Source organism: Streptomyces sp. NPDC001401 (genome assembly GCF_042895385.1).
Lineage (GTDB): Bacteria > Actinomycetota > Actinomycetes > Streptomycetales > Streptomycetaceae > Streptomyces.
In genome coordinates this window covers 723,437-744,853 of sequence record NZ_JBIAWI010000002.1, presented here as the reverse complement: position 1 = coordinate 744,853, position 21,417 = coordinate 723,437, and the positions used below count along the sequence as shown (strand labels likewise).

Annotated in this window: 17 protein-coding genes; 6 read left to right on the top strand and 11 right to left on the bottom strand. The window is 70.2% G+C overall.

The features are described from left to right. Window positions 1-4 precede the first annotated feature (4 nt). From urtD to urtA, 4 genes are all read right to left on the bottom strand, one after another. Entirely contained in the window at window positions 5-781 is a 777-nt protein-coding gene (urtD, locus tag ACFY10_RS10900; RefSeq protein ID WP_390664729.1) for an urea ABC transporter ATP-binding protein UrtD, read from the bottom strand. Further along, window positions 778-1,878 (bottom strand): urea ABC transporter permease subunit UrtC, encoded by a 1,101-nt coding sequence (gene urtC / locus ACFY10_RS10895; protein ID WP_390664728.1) that lies wholly within the window; start codon window positions 1,876-1,878, stop codon window positions 778-780. Before urtC ends, urtD begins: the two co-directional genes overlap by 4 nt. Then, a complete protein-coding gene (gene urtB, locus ACFY10_RS10890; RefSeq protein WP_390664727.1) occupies window positions 1,875-2,759 on the bottom strand; it encodes an urea ABC transporter permease subunit UrtB in 885 nt (294 codons plus the stop codon). Before urtB ends, urtC begins: the two co-directional genes overlap by 4 nt. A gap of 101 nt (window positions 2,760-2,860) precedes the next feature. Beyond that, window positions 2,861-4,114: an urea ABC transporter substrate-binding protein gene (gene urtA / locus ACFY10_RS10885; protein WP_390664726.1), complete on the bottom strand. Its 1,254-nt coding sequence runs from the start codon at window positions 4,112-4,114 to the stop codon at window positions 2,861-2,863. A gap of 281 nt (window positions 4,115-4,395) precedes the next feature. Here urtA and ACFY10_RS10880 point away from each other — a divergent pair, with 281 nt between their 5' ends. After that, window positions 4,396-4,875, top strand: coding sequence for a MarR family winged helix-turn-helix transcriptional regulator (locus ACFY10_RS10880; protein WP_390664725.1), 480 nt, complete (start codon window positions 4,396-4,398; stop codon window positions 4,873-4,875). Here ACFY10_RS10880 and ACFY10_RS10875 read toward each other — a convergent pair. Both ACFY10_RS10875 and ACFY10_RS10870 read right to left on the bottom strand, forming a co-directional pair. Further along, window positions 4,832-5,950, bottom strand: coding sequence for a substrate-binding domain-containing protein (locus ACFY10_RS10875; RefSeq protein WP_390664724.1), 1,119 nt, complete (start codon window positions 5,948-5,950; stop codon window positions 4,832-4,834). The two genes, ACFY10_RS10880 and ACFY10_RS10875, sit on opposite strands and share 44 nt — an antisense overlap. 111 nt (window positions 5,951-6,061) lie before the next feature. Then, window positions 6,062-8,032 (bottom strand): APC family permease, encoded by a 1,971-nt coding sequence (locus ACFY10_RS10870; protein WP_390664723.1) that lies wholly within the window; start codon window positions 8,030-8,032, stop codon window positions 6,062-6,064. Window positions 8,033-8,239: 207 nt separating this feature from the next. Here ACFY10_RS10870 and ACFY10_RS10865 point away from each other — a divergent pair, with 207 nt between their 5' ends. Both ACFY10_RS10865 and ACFY10_RS10860 read left to right on the top strand, forming a co-directional pair. Then, window positions 8,240-9,739: a family 43 glycosylhydrolase gene (locus tag ACFY10_RS10865; protein ID WP_390664721.1), complete on the top strand. Its 1,500-nt coding sequence runs from the start codon at window positions 8,240-8,242 to the stop codon at window positions 9,737-9,739. Window positions 9,740-9,779: 40 nt separating this feature from the next. Next, the gene (locus ACFY10_RS10860) at window positions 9,780-11,228 is read left to right on the top strand and encodes a family 43 glycosylhydrolase (RefSeq protein ID WP_390664720.1); all 1,449 of its coding nucleotides are present in this window, start codon (window positions 9,780-9,782) and stop codon (window positions 11,226-11,228) included. A 19-nt stretch (window positions 11,229-11,247) separates the two neighbouring features. On the opposite strand, the gene ACFY10_RS10855 is transcribed toward ACFY10_RS10860, so the two are convergent. Both ACFY10_RS10855 and ACFY10_RS10850 read right to left on the bottom strand, forming a co-directional pair. After that, the gene (locus ACFY10_RS10855) at window positions 11,248-12,462 is read right to left on the bottom strand and encodes a cytochrome P450 (RefSeq protein ID WP_390664719.1); all 1,215 of its coding nucleotides are present in this window, start codon (window positions 12,460-12,462) and stop codon (window positions 11,248-11,250) included. An 88-nt stretch (window positions 12,463-12,550) separates the two neighbouring features. Then, window positions 12,551-13,561 (bottom strand): DUF2278 family protein, encoded by a 1,011-nt coding sequence (locus tag ACFY10_RS10850; RefSeq protein ID WP_390664935.1) that lies wholly within the window; start codon window positions 13,559-13,561, stop codon window positions 12,551-12,553. 203 nt (window positions 13,562-13,764) lie between these two features. Here ACFY10_RS10850 and ACFY10_RS10845 point away from each other — a divergent pair, with 203 nt between their 5' ends. The 3 genes from ACFY10_RS10845 to ACFY10_RS10835 are packed head-to-tail and all read left to right on the top strand — an operon-like array spanning window position 13,765 to window position 16,103. Then, window positions 13,765-14,205: an SRPBCC family protein gene (locus ACFY10_RS10845; protein WP_390664718.1), complete on the top strand. Its 441-nt coding sequence runs from the start codon at window positions 13,765-13,767 to the stop codon at window positions 14,203-14,205. Then, on the top strand, window positions 14,205-14,780 hold the full coding sequence (locus ACFY10_RS10840; RefSeq protein WP_390664717.1) for a class I SAM-dependent methyltransferase: 576 nt from the start codon (window positions 14,205-14,207) through the stop codon (window positions 14,778-14,780). Before ACFY10_RS10845 ends, ACFY10_RS10840 begins: the two co-directional genes overlap by 1 nt. 57 nt (window positions 14,781-14,837) lie before the next feature. Beyond that, entirely contained in the window at window positions 14,838-16,103 is a 1,266-nt protein-coding gene (locus tag ACFY10_RS10835; protein ID WP_390664716.1) for a lanthionine synthetase LanC family protein, read from the top strand. Between the two features lie 30 nt (window positions 16,104-16,133). Here ACFY10_RS10835 and ACFY10_RS10830 read toward each other — a convergent pair whose 3' ends face one another. The 3 genes from ACFY10_RS10830 to ACFY10_RS10820 form a co-directional block, all read right to left on the bottom strand. Continuing rightward, window positions 16,134-17,285: an XdhC family protein gene (locus ACFY10_RS10830; RefSeq protein ID WP_390664715.1), complete on the bottom strand. Its 1,152-nt coding sequence runs from the start codon at window positions 17,283-17,285 to the stop codon at window positions 16,134-16,136. A 47-nt stretch (window positions 17,286-17,332) separates the two neighbouring features. Continuing rightward, window positions 17,333-18,790, bottom strand: a complete 1,458-nt coding sequence (locus ACFY10_RS10825) for an NCS2 family permease (RefSeq protein ID WP_390664714.1) — start codon at window positions 18,788-18,790, stop codon at window positions 17,333-17,335. 230 nt (window positions 18,791-19,020) lie between these two features. Continuing rightward, window positions 19,021-21,417: a xanthine dehydrogenase family protein molybdopterin-binding subunit gene (locus tag ACFY10_RS10820; RefSeq protein WP_390664713.1), complete on the bottom strand. Its 2,397-nt coding sequence runs from the start codon at window positions 21,415-21,417 to the stop codon at window positions 19,021-19,023.

Below are 21,417 nucleotides of genomic sequence, written 5' to 3'. Positions count from 1 at the left end.
GCTGTCAGGCCTCCTCGGCGACGGGGACGACAGGGCTGGGTTCGGGCTCGGCGGCCCGCCCCAGGTAGACCTCCTGCACCTTGGCGTCGGCCTGGACCTCGGCCACCGTGCCCTCGCTGAGCACCTTGCCGGCGTGCAGGACGCTGACACTGCGGGCGAAGGAGCGCATGAAGTCCATGTCGTGCTCGATGACGACGACCGTGCGGTCCTCGCTGACGCGCTGCAGCAGCTCGCCGGTGGCCTCGCGCTCCTCGTGGCTCATCCCGGCCACCGGCTCGTCCAGCAGCAGGAGTCGGACGTCCTGGACGAGCAGCATGCCGATCTCCAGCCACTGCTTCTGCCCGTGCGCGAGGACGCCGGCCGGGCGGTCGCTCAGGTCGGCGAGGCCGGTGGTCTCCAGGGCCTTGGTGACCGACTCCGGCACGCCCTTGCGGCGCCGCAGCATGGTGAGCGGGCCGCGCCCGGCACCGGCCGCGATGTCCAGATTCTGAAGGACCGTCAGCTCCTCGAAGACCGTGGCCGTCTGGAACGTACGGCCGATCCCGAGCCGGGCGATCCTGTGCACCGCTTTCCCCAGCAGCTCCTCGCCGCCGAAGCGCACCGAACCCGTCGCCTTCACCAGACCGGTGACCGCGTCGACCAGGGTCGTCTTCCCGGCGCCGTTCGGCCCGATCAGGAACCGCAGGTCGCCGGGGCTGATGTCGAGGTCCACCCCGTCGACCGCGGTGAAGCCGTCGAAGGTGACCCTCAGGTCGCGGACGGTCAGTCCCTCGCCGCTCATTCCGTCTCTCCCACCGTCACAGCAACCGGTTCTTGTGCAGCAGGGGCCTTGGGCGTACGGCGCCTGCGCAGCACCGCGCCGAGCGAGGCGAGCCCGCCCGGCAGGAAGCCCACCGCCAGCACGAACAGCAGCCCCTGGAGGTACGTCCACGCGGCCGGGAACTCGTCGGACAGCGTGCTCTGCGCCCAGGCCACGGCGATCGCGCCGAGCACAGCGCCCACCAGCGAGGCCCGTCCGCCGACGGCCGCGCCGATGACGAAGCCGATGGACGGCACGATCCCGATCAGCGCCGGGGAGATGATCCCGACCGCCGGTACGAAGAGGGCGCCGGAAAGGCCCGCCATACCGGCCGCGACGACGTAGGCGACGAGCTTGACGTTGGCCGGGTCGTACCCGAGGAAGCGCACCCGCTCCTCCGAGTCCCGTACGGCGATGAGGAGTTCGCCGTAGCGGCTGACGAACAGCTGGCGGGCCAGGGCCATCAGGAGCAACAGAACGGCGGCGATGATGAAGTACACCATCCGCTGGTTGACCGGGTCGTCCAGCGAGTAGCCGAAGAAGCCCTGGATGTCGGTCAGGCCGTTGGTGCCGCCCGTGGTGGCCTGCTGGCCGATCAGCCAGATGGAGAGGGCCGCGGCCAGCGCCTGGCTGAGGATCGCGAAGTAGGCGCCCTTGACCCGGCGGCGGAAGACGAAGAAACCCAGCAGCGCGGCGACCGCCATCGGCAGCAGCACGGTCATGGCGAGCGCGAACGCCGGGTTGGCGAACGGCTTCCACCACCACGGCAGCGCGTCCGAAGTGCCGTACAACTGCATGAAGTCGGGGAGTTTCTCGCCGGTCGCGGCGGCGTCGGTGAGCTTGAGGTGCATGGCCATGGCGTAGCCGCCGAGGCCGAAGAAGACGCCCTGGCCGAGGACCATCAGCCCACCGCGGCCCCAGGCGAGACTCACGCCGACGGCGACGATCGCGTAGCAGAGGTACTTGGCGAGCAGGGAGAGACGGAAGTCGGAGAGGGCGAGCGGGGCGACGCCCAGCAACAGCACGGCGCCCAGGGCGAAGGCGCCGGGGACGCGGAGGCGTTCGGTGATCGTCGTCATGCCAGGCTCCGGGTGCGCAGTGTGTACAGTCCCTGCGGTCGCCACTGGAGGAAGGCGACGATCGCCACCAGCACGGCGACCTTGGCGACGCTGACCGTCGTCGAGTATTCGAGGACCGACTGCAGCACGCCCAGCGCGAACGCCGTGATGACGCTGCCCTTGAGCTGTCCGATGCCGCCGACGACCACGACGAGGAAGGCGTCGACGATGTAGTTGGTGCCCATCGTCGGGCCGATCGGTCCGACCAGGGTAAGCGCGACGCCAGCCACGCCCGCGAGGCCCGAGCCGATGAAGAAGGTGATCCGGTCGACCCGTCCGGTCGCGATGCCGGAGACCTCGGCGAGGTCGCGGTTCTGTACGACGGCCCGGATGCGGCGGCCGAGCGGGGTGAACCGCAGGACGAGGGTGAGGCCGAGGACGCAGAGCAGGGCCAACCCCAGGATGAACAGGCGGTTGTTGGCGAAGGTGACGCCGCCGACGGAGATGTTGCCGGTGAGGATGTCGGGCGCGGCGGTCTGCACATTGGGGGCGCCGAAGACGTCCCGGGCCAGCTGCTGGAGCATGAGCGAGACGCCCCAGGTGACCAGCAGGGTGTCCAGCGGGCGCGTGTACAGGCGCCGGATCAGCAGCCATTCGAGCAGCGCACCCATCGCTCCGGCGACGAGGAACGCGAGCGGCAGGGCGGCCAGGAGCGAGACGCCGGCGCTGCTGATGGACTTCTGCAGGACGTACGTCGTGTAGGCGCCGGCCATGATGAACTCGCCGTGCGCCATGTTGATCACGCCCATCTGACCGAAGGTGAGGGTCAGACCGAGGGCGATGAGGAGCAGGACGGCACCGATGCTGATGCCCGTGAAGGTTTGACTGAGGACGACCGTCATGAAGCGGCTCCGTGGGGCTCCGTGTGGAGGGGACGGGGGTGCGGGCGCGGGACGGAACCCGGCGCGGGTGGCGCCGGGTTCCGCGCGAGACGAGCTGGGGCTCAGGACAGGGCGGAGGCCCAGTCGTAGCCCTTCAGGTACGGGTCCGGCTTGATCGGCTTGCCCGAGTTCCAGACCTCCTCGATCAGACCGTCGGAGCCGACCTTGCCGATCCGGGCCGTCTTGTAGACGTGCTGGGAGGCGCCGTCGACGGTGACCTTGCCCTCGGGGGCGTCGAAGGTGATGCCGTCGCTGGCCGCCTTGACCTTGGCGACGTCGAAGGAGCCCGCCTTCTCGACCATCTCCTTCCAGAGATAGACGGAGATGTACGCCGCCTCCATCGGGTCGGACGTCGGCTTGTCCTTGCCGTAGGCCGCCTGGTAGGCGGCGACGAACTTCTTGTTCGCGGCGCCCGGGGTGGTCTCGTAGTAGTTCCAGGCGGTCAACTGGCCTTCCAGGTACTGCGTTCCGATGCTCTTGACCTCCTCCTCGGCGATGGAGACGGAGAGCACCGGCAGGCTCTTGGCGGTCAGGCCCGCGGACTTGTACTCCTTGAAGAAGGCCACGTTGCTGTCGCCGTTGAGGGTGTTGAACACGGCGTCCGCGCCGGCGTCCTTCACCTTGTTGGTGATGGTGCTGAACTCGGTGGAGCCGAGCGGCGCGTAGTCCTCGCCGACCACCTTCAGGCCCTTGGCCTTCGCGTACGCCTTGATGATCTTGTTGGCGGTGCGCGGGAAGACGTAGTCGCTGCCGACCAGGTAGAGGCGGGTCAGGCCCTGCTTCTTGAGGTAGTCGAGGGCGGGCACGATCTGCTGGTTGGTGGTGGCGCCGACATAGAAGATGTACGGCGACTCCTCCAGGCCCTCGTACTGGACGGGGTAGTAGAGCAGCGACTTGTAGCGCTCGAAGACCGGCTTGACGGCCTTGCGGCTGGCCGAGGTCCAGCAGCCGAAGGTGGCGACGACCTTGTCGTCCTTGATCAGGGCCTCCGCCTTCTCGGCGAACGTCGGCCAGTCGGAGGCGCCGTCCTGGCTGACGGGCTTGAGCTTCTTGCCCAGGACGCCGCCCGCCGCGTTGATCTCCTTCACGGCGAGCAACAGCGCGTTGTGGACGGTGACTTCGCTGATGGCCATGGTGCCCGAGAGCGAGTTCAGCAGACCCACCTTCACGGTGCTGCCGGAGGTGTCCGCCTTGGCGCCGGCGCCGGACGACGTGTCGGTGCCGGTCTTGGCGCCGCACGCGGTGAGGGCGGCGGACGCGCCGAGGGCGGAAGCGCCGGCCAGAAGACCGCGTCTGCTCAGGCTGAGCCCGGACATGCAATACCTCCTTGCCCGAGGGCAATGAAAAGAGATCGTGAATTCGGGAGGGGAAATGCGGGGGCGCACTTGGCGGTTGAGCTGCGGGAGCGCGGTCCACAGACTGCGCCGGGCCTGTTTCCCCCGCGTTTCAAGGTCATTGATGAACCGTTGCGCTTGGCGCACGGCAACATATGAATCAGAAAAATGGATACTTCCAGCAGGAAGCATTAATTACGGCTTGGGATGATCGCGGGTACGCTGTCGAACATCCCCCGTGGACCCGTGACTTGAGGAGTGCGATGGCGGCGAGCCGGCCCCAGGAACTGCTCCGGCTGCTGACCCGGGCCGAGCGCCTTTCCGCACGCCGGATGCAGCAGGTGCTGGACGAGTTCGGCTGCTCGGTGGAGGAGTGGCGGGTGCTGGCACTGCTCTCCGACGGGCAGGGGCACAACATGACGGCCATCGCCGACTGCGCCTTTCTGCCGCCGCCGAGCCTCACCAAGCTGATGGACCACCTCGTCGACCAGAACCTGGTCTACCGGCGCACGGATCCGGCCGACCGGCGCCGGATCCTGGCCCAGCTGACGCCGCGCGGGCAGCAGTTCTGGCAGCGGGTGGACCGCCGGGTGCGGGCGGACTGGGCGGAGCTGGTGCCGCTGCTGGAGCAGGACGACGGGGACCGGCTGCGGGCGCTGCTGTCCCGGCTGGGCGATGCCCTGGACGGGGACGGCGAGGTCACAACAGGTCGTGCGGGGAACGGAGTTGGGCGAGCACGGTGAAGTCGAGCCCGTCCGCCTGCGCGAGGTAGATCCGCTGGCGGACATGCCGGCCGTCCAGGCCGATCAGGCCGCGCGGGCCCTCGTAGGAGACGTCCTCGGCGGCCGCTCCGATCGCGGAGACGTCCAGGGTGCGGGCCCGTTCGATGAGTGCGGCGAGGAGCAGTACGCCTTCGTAGCAGGACTCGCCGAGGCTGCCGGGGACGGGCGCGTCGGCGCCGAACCGGTCGGCGTAACTGCCATGGAAGTCCATGCTGTTGCGGTCCGCGAGCGAGCTGAAGAAGCCGGCCGTGCTGAAGAGGTCGGAGGTGGCCTCGGGTCCGCTGCCCAGCAGCATGTTCTCGTCCATCAGCGTGCTCAGTCTGAGGCACCGCTGGTCGAGGCCGGCGGCGGCGAAGGCCCGGTTGAAGCGGACCGCGTCGCTGCCGACCAGCAGCATCAGCACGGCGTCGGCGTCCGTGCGCTCGATGCGCCGCAGGACGTCGCCGAAGTCCTCGGCGCCCAGCGGCAGATAGGCCTCGCCGCAGACCCGGCCGCGGCACTCGCGCACATAGCGACGGGCCGCGCGGGCCGTGCGGCGCGGCCAGACGTAGTTGTTGCCGACGACGAACCAGCGCCGCACCCGCCGGGTCTCCGCCAGCAGCCGCATGGCCGGCAGCAGCTGCCAGGCGGGCGTCTCGCTGGTCATGAAGACACCCTCGGTGCGCTCGCCGCCCTCGTACAGGGCCGTGTAGACGTACGGCACCCGGTGCGCGATGCGCGGTGCGACGGCCTGCCGTACGGAGGAGATGTGCCAGCCCGTGACGCCCTGCACCACCCCCGTCGAGACCAGGGCCTCGACCTCCTCGGCGACCCGCCCGGGTGCCGCTCCGCCGTCGACCTCGAGGAGCCTGAGCTCCCGCCCCAGCACCCCGCCCGCCTTGTTGATCTCCTCCGCGGCGAGCCGCGCGCAGGCCTCGCAGGTGGGCCCGAAAATCCCGGCGGGGCCCTGCATCGGGTACACGAGCGCGACGTTCAGGGCCGAGTCGTCGGCCGTGAACCAGTCGGGGGCGTGGAGGCGGGGCGGCGGCCGGTGCATGGCCACATGATTACGGGGCCGCTCCGGGTGCCCAAGCGGGGGGCCGGATCGAGACCGATTCGTACCCGGCGCGGCTGCGCCCGTGGGGGCGCCGTCTGCGAACCCGTCGCGTCAGCTCACCGCCCCGCCGTCCGTCTTCCGGGCCTCGCCGACGGCGTACGGCACCACCGTCACCGCCACGGCCGACAGTCTGCCCAGGGCGTGGGCCAGCCGCTCGGCGGTGCCGCGGTGCAGGAGGCGGCCCAGGAGGCTGGGGTAGGCACGACGCGGGAGCAGGAGGGTGAGTGCGGTGTCGCCGTCGGCCGTGGTCGCGGAGGCCAGTTCGGTCAGGGCGCGTACGACTCTGCGGTCCGGGCAGTCGACGAGTTCCAGCGCAACGTCGGTGGCGTCGGTCTCCTGCCAGCGCGCGGCGAGGCGCTCGGCGCGCGGGACGTCCGCGGCGACGTGCACGGCCCGCACCTCGTCGGGGCGCAGTTCGTGCGCGTACCGCAGGGCCTGGAAGACCGCCGGGTCGAAGGCGTCCACCAGGACGAGGACGATGTGCCGGCGCCAGTGCGCGCGGTCGCTCTCCTCGGCGGGCGGCAGGGACTGCAGCGCGACGGCCTCGGCCCGGTACTCGCGGTTGATGCGGATCAGCGTCCACACGCCGAGCGGGAAGACCACCACGACCAGCCAGGCGCCCTCGGTGAACTTGGTGACCGCGAAGATCAGCACCACGGCCGCCGAGACCACCGCGGCCGTCGCGTTGACCGCGACCTTCCAGAACCGGCCGGGCTCTCGCCGGCGCAGGTGATAGGCCGTCAGCCCGGCTCCCGCCATGGTGAACGCCGTGAACACCCCGATCGCGTACAGCGCGACCAGCCGGTCCACATTGGCGTCGGTGACCAGGAGCAGGGCCAGCGCCACCACGGAGAGCGTGATGATCCCGTTGGAGAAGGCGAGCCGGTGTCCGCGCCGGGTCAACTGCCGCGGCAGGAACTGGTCTTCGGCGACGAAGCTGGCCAGGTAGGGGAAGCCGGTGAAGGGTGTGTTGGCGCCGGTGTAGAGGATCAGCGCGGTGGCCAGCTGCACGAGGACCAGTCCGGCCCAGCCCGCCCAGGAGCGTCCGAAGACCAGATGGGCCTCCTGGGCGAGGACGGTCGGGGTGCCGTCGGTGTACGGGATCGCGTGGGTGAGGTGGGCGAGCCCGGAGACACCGAGGACGAGGACGCCGAGGATGCAGCTCATGGCGATGAGGGTGCGGCGGGCGTTGCGGCCCTGGGGTTCGCGGAACGCGGAGATGCTGTTGGAGATCGCCTCCAGGCCGGTCAGCGAGGAGCCGCCGTTGGCGAAGGCGCGCAGCACCATGAAAAGTGACGCTCCGTAGAGCCAGCCGGACCCCTGGGTGCCGAGTGGCACGGCCCCGGCGGCGTGCACGTCGGCGTGCGGGAGGTCGCCGAACATCCAGCGGCCCACTCCGACGGCGAGCATCAGCCCGACCGCGCCCATGAACAGGTACGCGGGCGCCGCGAAGATCCGGCCGGCCTCCCTCAGTCCGCGCAGATTCCCGTACGCGAGAATCCCCACCACCCCTACGCTGACCGGGAGTTGCAGGTGGTCGAGGCCGGTCCAGCCGCCGCCGGTCAGATGCGCCAGGGAGATGATCGCGTTGGTGCCGGCCGACACCTGGACGGCGACCGTGACGACGTAGTCGACCAGCAGCGCCACCGCCGCGACCTGGGCGATGTCGGGCCCGAAGTTCTCCCGGGCGACGACGTACGAGCCGCCGGCCCGGGTGTAGATCATGACGACGTCGCTGTAACACAGCGTCAGCAGCACCAGCACGCACAGGATCGCACCGGTCACCGGCATCAGCAGCGTGAACGCGGCGACCCCGACCACGGGGACCAGGACCCGCAGCATCTCCTCACTGCCGTAGGCCGAGGAGCTGATGCAGTCCGAGGCCAGCACGCCGAGGGCGGTGCGGTTGCCGAGTTTCTCATGGCGGATGCGCGCGGTGGCCAGCGGCGGCCCCAGCAGCAGGCGCTTGAGGCGGTAGCCGAGCGGCTCGGCGCGGCCGGGGACACGGTCGTTGACGGACATGGGGCCCATGACAGCGAGGTTCCCCCGGGAAGCCGAGGGGCCACCCCGGTTCAGGGCCAAGCGAGTGTAAAGCGGAGGTGACGAAACCGTTGACGGGAGCATGTCCGCACTTCTATCTTCGGCCGGAATCACGAACCACGTTCGAAATTACGAACGCGCGAGCAACCTCCGTTACGGCCAAGGAAATACGGACAGGGACGGTCTCGTATGCCTCAGACCCACTCCAGGACGCGCCGCAGACCGCTCTTCCTCTGCGTGCTCGCCGCCCTCCTCGCCCTGCTGGCGTCGACGCAACCAGCATCCGCGGCGGACGGCCGCCCGTACACCAACCCGCTGAAGTCGGCCAAGGGCGCCGACCCCTGGCTGGAGTACTACGACGGCAACTACTACCTGATCACCACGACGTTCACCGGCATCCTCGGCATGCGCAAGTCGCCGACCCTGGCGGGGCTCGCCACCGCGCCCAACGTCCAGGTGTGGTCCGACACCACCTCGACGCGCAACACCAACATCTGGGCGCCGGAGATCCACTTCATCGACGGCCACTGGTATCTGTACTACTCGGCCGGCCAGAGCGGTGTGGCCTGCTGCGACTCGCAGCGCACGCATGTCCTGGAGAGTGCGGGCACCGACCCGCTCGGCCCGTACACGTACAAGAACACGCTCACCGGGTCGAACCTCTCCCCGAACGGCTGGCTGATCGATGCGAGCGTGCTGCAGACGGGCGGCAAGCTGTACCTGGTCGGCAGCGGCTTCGTGAACGGCAGTGCGCAGAGCCTGGTCATCGCGCCGATGAGCAACCCGTACACCCTCGCGAGCAGCAGCTTCACGGTCATCTCCAGTCCGACGCTGGACTGGGAGAAGTCGGGCGCCCCCGTCAACGAGGGTCCGGAGCCGCTCTATCACGACGGCCGCACCTTCCTCACGTACTCGGCGAGCTACTGCCAGATCGCCGACTACAAGCTGGGCCAGTTGGAGTTGACGGGTTCGGACCCGCTCAGCCCTTCGTCATGGACGAAGAAGTCGACGCCGGTCTTCCAGCGCAGTGACGCGAACGGCGTGTACGGCCCCGGTCACAACGGCTTCTTCACCTCGCCCGACGGCACCGAGAACTGGATCGTCTACCACGCGAACTCCTCGTCGAGCGGCGGCTGCGGCAACGGACGGACCACCCGTGCGCAGAAGTTCACGTGGAACGCCGACGGCACCCCGGACTTCGGCACCCCGGTCGCCCTGGGCGCCTCCCTCCCCGGCCCGTCCGGCGAGACGGCGGCGACCCCGACGTCGTACACCCTGGTCAACCGCAACAGCGGCAAGTGCCTGGACGTCGACGGCGGCAACACCGCCGACGGGACCAACATCTTCCAGTGGACCTGCAACGGCGGCACCAACCAGAAGTGGAAGGCCGAGGACCTCGGCGACGACACCAACCGGCTGGTCAACGTGGCCACCGGCAAGGTGCTGGACACCGCCGACTGCTCCACGGCCGACGGGGCCGACATCCGGCAGTGGTCCTGGCTGAACAACAAGTGCCAGCGCTCCCGGCTCGTCTTCACGGCGACCGGCGACTACGTCCGGATCGTCAACGAGAACAGCGGCAAGGTCGCCGACGTGACCGACTGCGGTACGGCGAACGGCACCGACGTACGCCAGTGGACCTGGCTGAACAACACCTGCCAGCAGTGGCGGCTCGTCCCCACCACCTGAGACCTGCCCCCCTGAGCTCTGGAAGACTCGGAGAACTCCCTTGAGACGCAACGCCGTTCGCCTGCTCCTGGCCGCGCTCGTGGCCATGGCGGCCTGCCTCACCGGGCCGGGCTCCGCCGCCCACGCGGCCGTACCCGACTCCCCCGCCGTGACCTACACCAACCCGATCGCGGAGAAGCGGGCCGACCCGCAGATCTACCGACACACCGACGGCTACTACTACTTCACCGCGACCGTCCCGGAGTACGACCGCATCGTGCTGCGCCGGGCCACCACCATCCAGGGACTGTCGACGGCGCCCGAGACCACGATCTGGACCAAGCACACGAGCGGCGTGATGGGCGCGCACATCTGGGCGCCGGAGATCCACTACATCGACGGCAAGTGGTACGTGTACTTCGCCGCCGGGTCGACCAGTGATGTGTGGGCGATCCGGATGTACGTCCTGGAGGGCACGGGCGCCAACCCGCTCACCGCCACCTGGACGGAAAAGGGCCAGATCAAGACCACGTGGGAGAGCTTCTCGCTCGACTCGACCACCTTCGTCGTGAACGGCGTGCGCTATCTGGCCTGGGCCCAGCGCAATCCGTCCGAGGACAACAACACCAGCCTGTTCATTGCAAAGTTGGCCAACCCCTGGACCATCAGCGGGACTCCGGCCGAGATCTCGCAGCCCACGCTGTCCTGGGAGACCGTCGGCTACAAGGTCAACGAGGGCCTCGCGGTCATCCAGCACGGCGGCAAGGTGTTCATGACGTACTCGGCGAGCGCGACGGACGCCAACTACTGCCTGGGGATGCTCACCGCGTCCGCGACCGCCGACCTCACCGACCCGGCGTCCTGGTCGAAGGGTTCGCAGCCGGTCTTCAAGTCGAACGACTCGACCTCGCAGTACGGGCCGGGCCACAACTCCTTCACCGTCTCCGAGGACGGCAAGTCGGACATCCTCGTCTACCACGACCGCAGCTACAAGGACATCACCGGCGACCCGCTCAACGACCCCAACCGCCGCACCCGCGTGCAGAAGATCTACTGGAAGGCCGACGGCACCCCCGACTTCGGCATCCCCGTCGCCGACGGAGTCTCGCCGCAGCGCTTCTCGTCGTACAACTACCCGGACCGCTTCATCCGCCACTACGACTACCGCGCCAAGATCGAGGCGAACGTCAGCCCCCTCGCTGACTCGCAGTTCCGCGTCGTGACCGGGCTCGCCGGCAGCGGGACCGTCTCGCTGGAGTCGGCCGACTACCCCGGCTACTACCTCCGTCACAAGAACTTCGAGGTGTGGCTGGAGAAGAACGACGGGACGACGGCCTTCGCCTCCGACGCCACGTTCTACCGGCGGGCCGGTCTGTCCGACTCCGCGGGCGTCTCCTACGAGTCCTACAACTACGCGGGCCGCTACATCCGGCACTACAACTACCTGCTGTACGTGCAGACCCCGAGCACGGCGACGGACAAGGGGGATGCCACCTTCTACGGGCAGTAACCCCGCGGACAGCCCTCACTCACCAGGTCAGGCGCAGGGCCTCCGGTGAACGGTGGATCATCGTGGGCCGCATGGTGACCGGACGGTCGTCCACCGGGCGCAGCCCCGGCAGCCTGCGGGTCAACTCCTCCAGGGTGAGGCGGAGTTGCTCGCGGGCCAGCTGGGATCCGGGGCAGCCGTGCACGCCGAAGCCGAAGGCGAGGTGGCGTCCGGGGGTGCGGGTGATGTCGAACTCGTCGGGGCGGGGGTGCCGGGAGGAGTCCCGGTTGGCGGCGCCGAAGGCCACGAACAGCGTTGCCCCGGCGGGCAGTTCGGTGTCGGCGAGGGTGACCGGGCCGGTGGTGATGCGGCGGAAGCCCTGCAGGGCGCTGTCATAGCGGGCGGCTTCCTCGACCGCCGCCGGTATCCGCTCGGGCTCGGCGCACAGCAGCTCCCACTGGCGGGGGTGCCGGAGCAGGTGCAGGACGGTCGTGCCGATGAGCGCGGTCGTGGTCAGCTGCCCGGCGATCAGCAGGTTCTGGAGATGGGCGACGAGTTCGTGCCGGCGCTCCAGGGTGAGCTCGCCCTCGCCGACGACGGATGCGACGAGCTCCGTGCAGAGGTCCTCGCGGGGCTCGGCGTGCCGCTCCCGTGCGTAGCGGTCGAGGATGTGCTGCATCGCGACCACGTCCTCGGCCGCTGCAATCTGCTCGTCCTCCTCCAGGGGGCGGAACAGCAGCTCCTCGGCGCGATGGCCGCCGTGTACGACGGCGGGCACGTCGGCGGGATCGAGGCCGACGATGCGGCCGATGACCTCGCCGGGGAGCTTCCCGGCGTACGCCGACATCAGCTCGACCTGCCCGTCCTTCACGAAGGCGTCGACCAACGCGGCGGCCCGTTCGGCGGCGTACGGCAGTACGGCCGCGACGCGCGCCGGTGAGAGCCCGCGGACGATCGGCGCACGGAGCTGCTGGTGGTGTGCGCCGTCGGCGGTGACGACGACGGGCCGCCCGCCGAACCCGCCGCCCAGGACGGCGAGTGCGGCGGGCGCCGGCAGGACGTCGGGAATCAGGGCGTTCGCGGACGAGAAGTCCTGCGGCCGGCGCAGGACTTCCCGTACGTCGGCGTCCCGGGCGACCAGCCAGGCGTCGAGCTCGGCGACGTGGGTCAGCCCGTCGGCGCGCCGTGCCCGCTCGTAGTGCGGATAGGGGTCGCGCTGCAACTCGTTGAGCCTGCCGTGCAGTTCACGGTCCACGGGACACCCTCCCGGCCGGCGGTGGTGCGGGGTCGGGCTCATCGTGCCGTACGGGTGTGCGAGTGCGGTAGGGGTCGCCCGGGTGCGGTCAGAACACCACGGACCAGCCTTCGCGGGCGGCCTGCTCGGCGGTGTAGGAAACCCCGTGCACCTTCAGGCCGTCCGCGTCCTTCAGGGTGATCTCCCCGCCGTGGTTGCCGAGTTGGGCGCCGCCGGTGAGGGGGACGGGCAGACAGACGCCGGCGGCGAGCGGGCCGGGTGGCACCGGGGAGGCCTGGCCCAGGCGGTCGGCGATGTGCCAGCCGGTCAGGTCGACAGGGGCGGGCGAGGCGTTGAGCAGCGTCACCGTCTCCGACTCGGGGGCCGGGCCCGCCGGGTTGACCAGCGCCGCAACGATACGGACGGGCTGGGTGCCCGGCTGCGGACGGTTGCCGTCGACGTCGTCGAGGGCGTGTCCGGTGACGTCGTCCGTGTGCCAGGACTGGCTCTGGAAGGCGAGGAAGATACCGATCCAGCGGTCCTGCGCCGGGAAGTGCAGGAGCAGTCCGCCGTCCTGCCAGACGCCGTCGTCACCCTGGAACTTGCGGCTGTTGCCCTGGTTCATGTGGATGTCGTGGACGCCGTTGCCGGGCAGGAAGCCGAACACCTTGTCCCTGACGGCCGGTTCGGGGCCGAAGCGCTCGCCGAAGACGTACAGCCGGGCCGCGGCGTCGTCGACCGCGCGGCGCACGTAGTGGTCGAGGAGGTCGGCCAGGTCGTTGTCGGGGCCGGAGCGGTCCGGCGGCAGGGTGCGCATCTTCGCCGGGTCGAAGAGGTTGCCTCGCACGAAGTCGAGGTTCGGGCCGCCGGGGCCGGGCGGCAGGGTGTTCCAGCCGCTGGGCAGGCCGTCCAGGCGGGCGGTGACCGGATGCCGGAGGTCCTCGTCAACCAGGTAGAGCAGCTCGGAGGGCCGTTCCTGGGAAAGGACATTGACGGCTGCGCGGTAGTGAGTGCCGGCTTCGTCCGTGAGGTGGATCTGGTAGTGCGGTGTGTCGGTGGCGCCCTCGCGCCGGGTGTCGACCGCGCGCGCGATCAGCACGCCGTAGGCCTTGAGCGGCATGATGTCCAACTTCCCCCGGGGGCAGGCGGATTGCCCGCCCATGGGAGGAATGGTAGAGGGATGGGACGTATGTGACCCCACTCTTGCCGCATTCCACACCCACCGTCCTGTCTACGCCTTCTGGCGATTACGCCGCTGGACCAAGTGCGTGACGCGCGGATGAACACCCTTCTGAGCAGCCCGGATTCCCTACGATTCGTTACGTGGTCAACTTCCTCCTCGAACGCACGGCACCGCTCCCTCTCGACGAGGCGTGGCGCCGCCTGACCCAGTGGCCCCGCCACGGCGAAGTGGTCCCGCTGACCCGCGTCACGGTGACCACTCCCCCGCCGACGCACCAGGGCACCGTCGTCGTGGCCCGTTCGGGACTGGGACCGCTCGCCTTCGACGACCGCATGGAGGTCACGGTGTGGCAGCCGCCGACGGACGACGCGCCCGGTCTGTGCCGGCTGGAGAAGCGGGGCCGGGTGGTGCGGGGCTGGGCGGAGATCGAGGTAGGGCCGGGGCCGGGCGGACGGAGCCGGGTGGTCTGGCGGGAGGAGCTGGGGGTCCGGTGGCTGCCGGGGTTCTTCGACCCGCTCCTCGCACGGGCGGCACGGTACGTGTTCGGTCGGGCGGCGAACCGCCTTCTCAGGATGCCGTGATGCCCGTCGGCCGGGAGCACTGGGAGGACCACTTCGCCGCCGGTAACGGCTTCCACCACGCCGACGCCCGCGAGATACGGCTGCTCGCCGAGGCCGTACGCCCACACCCCGGGACCCGCGCTCTGGACGTCGGCTGCGGCCTGGGCGCGTACGCGGCAGCCCTGGCCCGTCTCGGGTATCGCACGCTCGCGGTCGACTGGGCCGACTCGGCGGTGGCGGCGACACGGGACCGCTACGCGGACCTGGAGCCTCGGTTGGAGGCGGGCCGGCTGGCCTTCGAGGACGCGACGGCGCGGCTGCCGCGGGTGGCGTTCGACCTGGTGACCATGCGGCTCGTCTTCGCCTTCATGACCGACAAGGCTGCGGTCGCCGAGCGCGTGCGCGGGCTGTTGACGCCCGGCGGGGCGTGGGTGGTGACGACACCGCCGGCTCAGCGGCTGCCCGAGGAGCGCCGGCACATCGGGCTGACGGTGGCCGAGGCCGGCGGGCTCATGGGCGGCTGGAGCCGGGGGCACTGGTACGACCTGGAGCCGGGCGGACTGCGCGTCTTCGTGCTGCGCGCACACGACGGCTGAGCGGTGGCTCGCGGCGCCGCCTGGGCGGGTGGTGCCGATCATGCAACAGTGGGCGCCATGAGCGCAGTTGGCGGCACGGATGTGACGGTGGACGAGGTCGAGGCGCTCGCGGCGGACGGCCTGCGCTGGCTGCTCGCGGCGGCGCGGGAGACGGAGGGCGGCGGCCTCGGCTGGGCGAACAGGCCCTCGGACGACGAGATCGACCCGATGTTCTACAGCGGTACGGCCGGGGTGGTGCCGGTCCTTCTGGAGGCGCGCCGGCACTTCGGCGACGACTCCTACGGCGACACCGCCGTGCGCGCGGCCCGCAGTCTGGTCACGGCCGTCGACGACATCGACGACGACTCCCTGTACTTCGGCCGCACCGGAATCGCCCTCGTCCTGCGCGCCGTCCACGACGAGCTCGGCGACAGCCAGGCCGGTGCCGCGGCGGACCGGGCCCTGCGGATCGTACGGTCGCGCTTCGACGGAACGCGCTGGGGTGAGCTGTTCGAGCTGATGGGCGGCAACGCGGGGATCGGGCTCGGCGCGTCGGTGCTGGGCGACGCCGAGCTGGCCGTACTCGCCCTGGAGCCCTATCTGCGTACGGCCGAGAAGACCGCGGCGGGCGTGCAGTGGGCGCATCGGCCGGACCGGGAGTCCCGCCTGCACCACATCTCGCACGGCACCCTCGGCATCGTGTCCGCGCTGGCCCGGGTGGGCCGGGCGACCGGCCGCGCGGACTTCGTCGAGGCGGCGCTGGCCGGTGCCGCGGACGTCGTGGCCCGCGACGAGGCCGGCCCGGACGGCTTCCTGGTCGCGCACTCCGACCCGATGTCGCGCCCCGACGTGGTGCAGCGCTTCAACTACGGGTGGTGCCACGGCCCGGCCGGCGACGCCCAGGTCTTCCGGCAGCTGAGGGACGTCACCGCCGACCCCGTCTGGTCCTCCCTCGCCGACCGCTGCCATCACACCCTGGTCCACTCCGGCATCCCGGAGCGGCTGCGCCCCGGCTTCTGGGACAACAACGGCCGCTGCTGCGGCACCGCCGGCGTCCTCGCCCTGGCCTGCGACCGGATGGCCGAGCAGAACGACGGCGCCGGCTTCGCCCAGGTCCTCGTCGCGGACATCGTCGCCCGCGCGACCCGGGACGGCGACGGCACCCGCTGGTCGAACTTCGAGCACCGGGCCACCCCGAGCGACCTCGAGCCCCACACCGGCTGGGCGATGGGCAACGCGGGCATCGTGCGGGAACTGCTGCGCTTCGTACGGCTGAGCCGCGGGGGCGATCCGGCGTACGCCTTCGACTGGCCGGACCAGCCGCCGGTGCGCCGCCCGGCCTGAGCCGCGCACTGGGCACTCCGGAGCGCGGGCTCAGGCCACCGACCCGATCCGCCCCGCCGGCACCGACGCCGCATCGCGATGGATCGGCGTATGCGCCCCGGTGAGCGAAACCCCGCTGCCGCCACGCCGGTTGGCGACGATCTCGGAGGCGATCGACAGGGCCGTCTCCTCCGGTGTACGGGCACCGAGGTCCAGCCCGATCGGGGACCGCAGCCGCGCCAGCTCCAGCTCGGTCACGCCGACTTCACGAAGGCGTTCGTTCCGTTCGAGGTGGGTGCGGCGGGAGCCCATCGCGCCGACGTATGCCACCGGGAGTCGAAGGGCCAGCTGCAGCAGCGGTACGTCGAACTTGGCGTCGTGGGTGAGGACGCACAGGACGGTGCGGGCGTCCACGGACGTCCGCTCCAGGTACTTGTGGGGCCATTCGACGACGATCTCGTCGGCCTCCGGGAAACGTGTCCTCGTCGCGAACACGGGGCGCGCGTCGCACACCGTCACGCGGTAGTTCAGGAACTTGCCGATCCGCACCAGCGCCGAAGCGAAGTCGATCGCACCGAACACGATCATCCGGGGCGGGGGAACGGAGGACTCGACCAGGACCGTGAGCGGGGCTCCGCAGCGGGAGCCCTGCTCGCCGATCTCCAGGGTGCCGGTGCGCCCGGCGTCCAGGAAGGCCGCCGCCTCCCCGACCACCGTGCGGTCCAGTTCCGGATGTGCGCCGAAGCCGCCCTCGTAGGAGCCGTCGGGGCGGACCATGAGCGCCCGGCCCCGCAGTTCGGCCGGTCCCGACACGATCCGCGCCACCGCCGCCGCCTCCCCACGGGCGGCGGCGGCCAGCGCGGACGCGACCACCGGGCGGGCCGGATCCGCGGCCCGTACCGGAGTGACGAGGATGTCGATGATGCCGCCGCAGGTCAGGCCGACTGCGAAGGCGTCCTCGTCGCTGTACCCGAAGCGCTCCAGGACGGTTTCGCCGTCCTCGAGGGCCTGTTGGCACAGGTCGTACACGGCGCCCTCCACGCAGCCGCCGGAGACCGAGCCGATCGCCGTGCCGTCGGCGTCCACCGCGAGGGCGGCGCCCGGCTGGCGCGGGGCGCTGCCGCCGACGGCCACCACGGTGGCCACGGCGAAGTCGCGTCCCTGCTCGACCCACCGGTTCAGCTCCTCGGCGATGTCCAGCATCTGTCGGTCTCCTAACGGGGTGTGTGTGGAGGGCCATTCAAGGACGGCTAGTGCACGCCCATCCAGCTCTCGATGGGATTGAGGGAGAAATAGACCAGGAAGATCACTGTCAGGCCCCACATGAAGGCACCGATCTCCCGCGCCTTGCCCTGGGCGATCTTGATGGCGACGTAGGAGATGACTCCGGCCGCGACGCCCGCCGTGATGGAGTACGTGAACGGCATGATCACGACGGTCAGGAAGACCGGTATCGCGGTGGCGCGGTCGGCCCAGTCCACATGGCGGGCGTTCATCATCATCATGGCGCCGATCACCACCAGCGCCGCGGCCGCGACCTCGCCGGGGACGATCGCCGTCAGCGGGGTGAAGAACAGACAGGCCGCGAAGAACAGACCGGTGACGACGGAGGAGAGTCCGGTACGGGCTCCCTCGCCGACGCCCGTCGCGGACTCGACGAACACGGTCTGGCCGGAGGCGCCCGCGACGCCGCCGATCGCGCCGCCCGCGCCGTCGATGAACAGCGCCTTGGACAGGCCCGGCATCCGGCCCTGCTCGTCGGCCAGCTTGGCCTCGGTGCCGACGCCGATGATCGTCGCCATGGCGTCGAAGAAGCCGGCGAGCACGAGCGTGAACACGATCATGCCGACCGTCATCGCACCGACGCTGCCCCAGCCGCCGAACTCGACGTGCCCGAAGATCGAGAAGTCCGGCATCGAGACCGCGCTGCCGTGCAGTTCGGGAGCACCGCTCGCCCACTGCTTGGGGTCGATGACGCCCAGTGCGTTGAGCACCACGGCGAGTACGGTGCCGCCGACGATGCCGATCAGGATCGCGCCGGGCACGCCGCGCGCCTGCAGCATGAAGATGACGAGGAGCGTGGCCGCGAAGAGCAGCACCGGCCAGCCCGCGAGTTCACCGGTCGGACCGAGGGTGACCGGGGTCGCCTTGCCCTGGTGCACGAAGCCCGCCTTGACCAGGCCGATCAGGGCGACGAACAGACCGATGCCCATGGTGATCGCGTGCTTGAGCGCGAGCGGGATCGCATTCATGATCATCTCGCGCAGGCCGGTGACGACCAGCAGCATGATGACCACGCCGTACATCACGCACATGCCCATGGCCTGCGGCCAGGTCATCTGGGGCGCGACCTGCGACGAGAGCACACCGGAGACGGAGAGGCCGGCGGCGAGGGCCAGGGGCACCTTGCCGAAGAAGCCCATCAGCAGCGTGGTGAAGGCCGCCGCGAACGCGGTCGCGGTGATGAGGGCCTTCTGGCCGAGCGTGTCCCCGGCAGCGTCCTTGCCGGACAGGATCAGGGGGTTGAGCAGGAGGATGTACGCCATCGCCATGAAGGTGGTGACGCCGCCGCGCACCTCGCGCGCGACCGTGGATCCTCTCTTCGATATGTGAAAGTACCGGTCGAGCCAGGACCTGCCGGCCGGGATACGGGTTCCTTCACCCGCATCGTCGGCGGTGGTGTCTGGCTCCAGTGACTGCTGGGTCATGTGGGCCTACTCCCAAGGTTCACAGGGGCACCCGCGGTCGCTCTCTGCGTTTGCGGGATTTGGGAAGGTGCTTCGGCCGCACGACCCGGGGGACGGCCCGAGACGAACGAACTCTCTGGTACTGACGGTGGTGCTGTGGTGCTTCAAGTTCCGCGAGCGGTGCGGTGCTTGAGTACTCCGGGCGGCGCGGCGAAGTGTGACGTTCCCGGCGCCGCCCGGAGAGACTGTGCCTACGCCGTTCCGGTGAGGTGCTCCGGACGTACCGGCGTGCGGTTGAGCTCCAGCCCGGTCGCGTTCCGGATCGCCGCGAGGACGGCCGGAGTCGACGACAGGGTGGGGGCCTCGCCGATGCCGCGGAGCCCGTACGGGGCGTGGTCGTCGGCGAGTTCGAGCACGTCGACCGGGATGATCGGCGTGTCGAGGATGGTCGGAAGCAGGTAGTCCGTGAAGGACGGGTTCCTGACCTTCGCGGTCTTGGGATCGACGATGATCTCCTCCATCACCGCGATGCCCATGCCCTGGAGGGTGCCGCCCTGGATCTGGCCGAGGACGGACAGCGGGTTGAGCGCCTTGCCGACGTCCTGGGCGCAGGCCAGCTCGATCACCTTGACCAGGCCGAGCTCGGTGTCGACCTCGACGACGGCGCGGTGCGCCGCGAAGGAGTACTGGACGTGGCCGTTGCCCTGGCCGGTGCGCAGGTCGAAGGCCTCCGTCGGGCGGTGGCGCCACTCGGCCTCGACCTCGACCGCCTCGTTCTCCAGTACGTCGACCAGGTCGGCGAGGACCTCGCCGCCGTCGGTGACGACCTTGCCGCCCTCCAGCAGGAGTTCGGCGGTGGCCCAAGCCGGGTGATACGTACCGAACTTGCGGCGCCCGATCTCCAGGACCTTCTCCCGGACGAGCTCGCAGGAGTTCTTGACGGCGCCACCGGTGACGTACGTCTGCCGCGACGCGGACGTCGAGCCGGCGGAGCCGACCTGCGTGTCCGCCGGGTGGATCGTCACCTGCGCGACGCCCAGCTCGGTGCGGGCGATCTGCGCATGGACGGTGACACCGCCCTGGCCGACCTCCGCCATCGCGGTGTGCACGGTCGCGACCGGCTCGCCGCCGACGACCTCCATGCGTACCTTGGCGGTGGAGTAGTCGTCGAAGCCCTCGGAGAAGCCGACGTTCTTGATGCCGACCGCATAGCCCACACCTCGTACGACGCCTTCGCCGTGGGTGGTGTTGGACAGACCGCCGGGCAGCTGCCGTACGTCGGAGCCCTCGCTGGACTCCCACTGGCGCTCCGGCGGCAGCGGCATCGTCTTGACGCGGCGCAGGAGTTCGGCGACGGGGGCCGGGGAGTCGACCGGCTGCCCGGTCGGCATGATCGTGCCCTGCTCCATCGCGTTGAGCTGACGGAACTCGACCCGGTCCATGCCCACCTTGTCGGCGAGCTTGTCCATCTGCGCCTCGTAGGCGAAGCACGCCTGGACGGCGCCGAAGCCGCGCATGGCGCCGCAGGGCGGGTTGTTGGTGTAGAGGGCGATGGCCTCGATGTCGACGTCGTCGATCACGTACGGGCCGACGCTCAGCGAGGAGGCGTTGCCGACGACCGCCGGGGAGGCCGAGGCGTAGGCGCCGCCGTCCAGGACGATCCGGCACTTCATGTGGGTGAGCTTGCCGTCCTTGGTCGCCCCGTGCTCGTAGTAGAGCTTGGCGGGGTGGCGGTGGACGTGCCCGAAGAAGGACTCGAAGCGGTTGTAGACGATCTTGACGGGCTTGCCGGTGCGCATCGCGAGCAGGCAGGCGTGGATCTGCATCGACAGGTCCTCGCGGCCGCCGAAGGCGCCGCCGACGCCGGAGAGCGTCATGCGGACCTTGTCCTCGGGCAGGCCCAGGACCGGGGCGATCTGGCGCAGGTCGGAGTGCAGCCACTGGGTGGCGATGTAGAGGTCGACGCCGCCGTCCTCCGAGGGGACCGCGAGACCGGACTCCGGGCCGAGGAAGGCCTGGTCCTGCATGCCGAAGGTGTACTCGCCCCTGACGATGAAGTCGGCCTTCTTGGCGGCCTCTTCGGCGTTGCCGCGCACGATCGGCTGGCGGTGGACGATGTTCGGGTGCGGGACGTGGCCGATGTGGTGGTCATCGCGGTTCTCGTGGACGAGGATCGCGTCCGGCGCGGTCGCGGAGGCCTCGTCGGTGATGACCGGCAGCTCGCGGTAGTCGACCTTGATCTTGGCGGCGGCGCGGCGCGCGGTCTCCGGGTGGTCGGCGGCGACGATGGCGACCGGCTCGCCGTGGTGGCGCACCTTGCCGTGCGCGAGGACCGGGGTGTCCTGGATCTCCAGGCCGTAGTTCTTCACCGCGGTCGGCAGGTCGTCGTACGTCAGGACGGCGTACACGCCCGGCGTCTTCAGCGCCTCGCTCGTGTCGATGGAGACGATCTCGGCATGGGCGACCGTGGAGCGCAGGATCTGGCCCCAGAGCATGTCCTCGTGCCACATGTCGGACGAGTACGCGAACTCGCCGGTGACCTTGAGGGTGCCGTCCGGGCGGAGCGTGGACTCGCCGATGCCGCCCTTGGTCTGGGAACCCTGGGTGACCTTGGTGGGAGTGCCGATGGGAGCACCGTTGGTGGGCAT

Excerpts from the sequence above, each read along its gene's own strand:
- ACFY10_RS10875 (WP_390664724.1), bottom strand. The coding sequence starts at position 5,950 with ATGCACCGGCCGCCGCCCCGCCTCCACGCCCCCGACTGGTTCACGGCC.
- ACFY10_RS10870 (WP_390664723.1), bottom strand. The coding sequence starts at position 8,032 with ATGTCCGTCAACGACCGTGTCCCCGGCCGCGCCGAGCCGCTCGGCTAC.
- urtD (WP_390664729.1), bottom strand. The coding sequence starts at position 781 with ATGAGCGGCGAGGGACTGACCGTCCGCGACCTGAGGGTCACCTTCGAC.
- ACFY10_RS10865 (WP_390664721.1), top strand. The coding sequence starts at position 8,240 with ATGCCTCAGACCCACTCCAGGACGCGCCGCAGACCGCTCTTCCTCTGC.
- ACFY10_RS10835 (WP_390664716.1), top strand. The coding sequence starts at position 14,838 with ATGAGCGCAGTTGGCGGCACGGATGTGACGGTGGACGAGGTCGAGGCG.
- ACFY10_RS10850 (WP_390664935.1), bottom strand. The coding sequence starts at position 13,561 with ATGCCGCTCAAGGCCTACGGCGTGCTGATCGCGCGCGCGGTCGACACC.
- ACFY10_RS10840 (WP_390664717.1), top strand. The coding sequence starts at position 14,205 with ATGCCCGTCGGCCGGGAGCACTGGGAGGACCACTTCGCCGCCGGTAAC.
- urtC (WP_390664728.1), bottom strand. The coding sequence starts at position 1,878 with ATGACGACGATCACCGAACGCCTCCGCGTCCCCGGCGCCTTCGCCCTG.
- ACFY10_RS10830 (WP_390664715.1), bottom strand. The coding sequence starts at position 17,285 with ATGCTGGACATCGCCGAGGAGCTGAACCGGTGGGTCGAGCAGGGACGC.
- urtB (WP_390664727.1), bottom strand. The coding sequence starts at position 2,759 with ATGACGGTCGTCCTCAGTCAAACCTTCACGGGCATCAGCATCGGTGCC.
- ACFY10_RS10880 (WP_390664725.1), top strand. The coding sequence starts at position 4,396 with ATGGCGGCGAGCCGGCCCCAGGAACTGCTCCGGCTGCTGACCCGGGCC.
- ACFY10_RS10820 (WP_390664713.1), bottom strand. The coding sequence starts at position 21,417 with ATGCCCACCAACGGTGCTCCCATCGGCACTCCCACCAAGGTCACCCAG.
- ACFY10_RS10825 (WP_390664714.1), bottom strand. The coding sequence starts at position 18,790 with ATGACCCAGCAGTCACTGGAGCCAGACACCACCGCCGACGATGCGGGT.
- urtA (WP_390664726.1), bottom strand. The coding sequence starts at position 4,114 with ATGTCCGGGCTCAGCCTGAGCAGACGCGGTCTTCTGGCCGGCGCTTCC.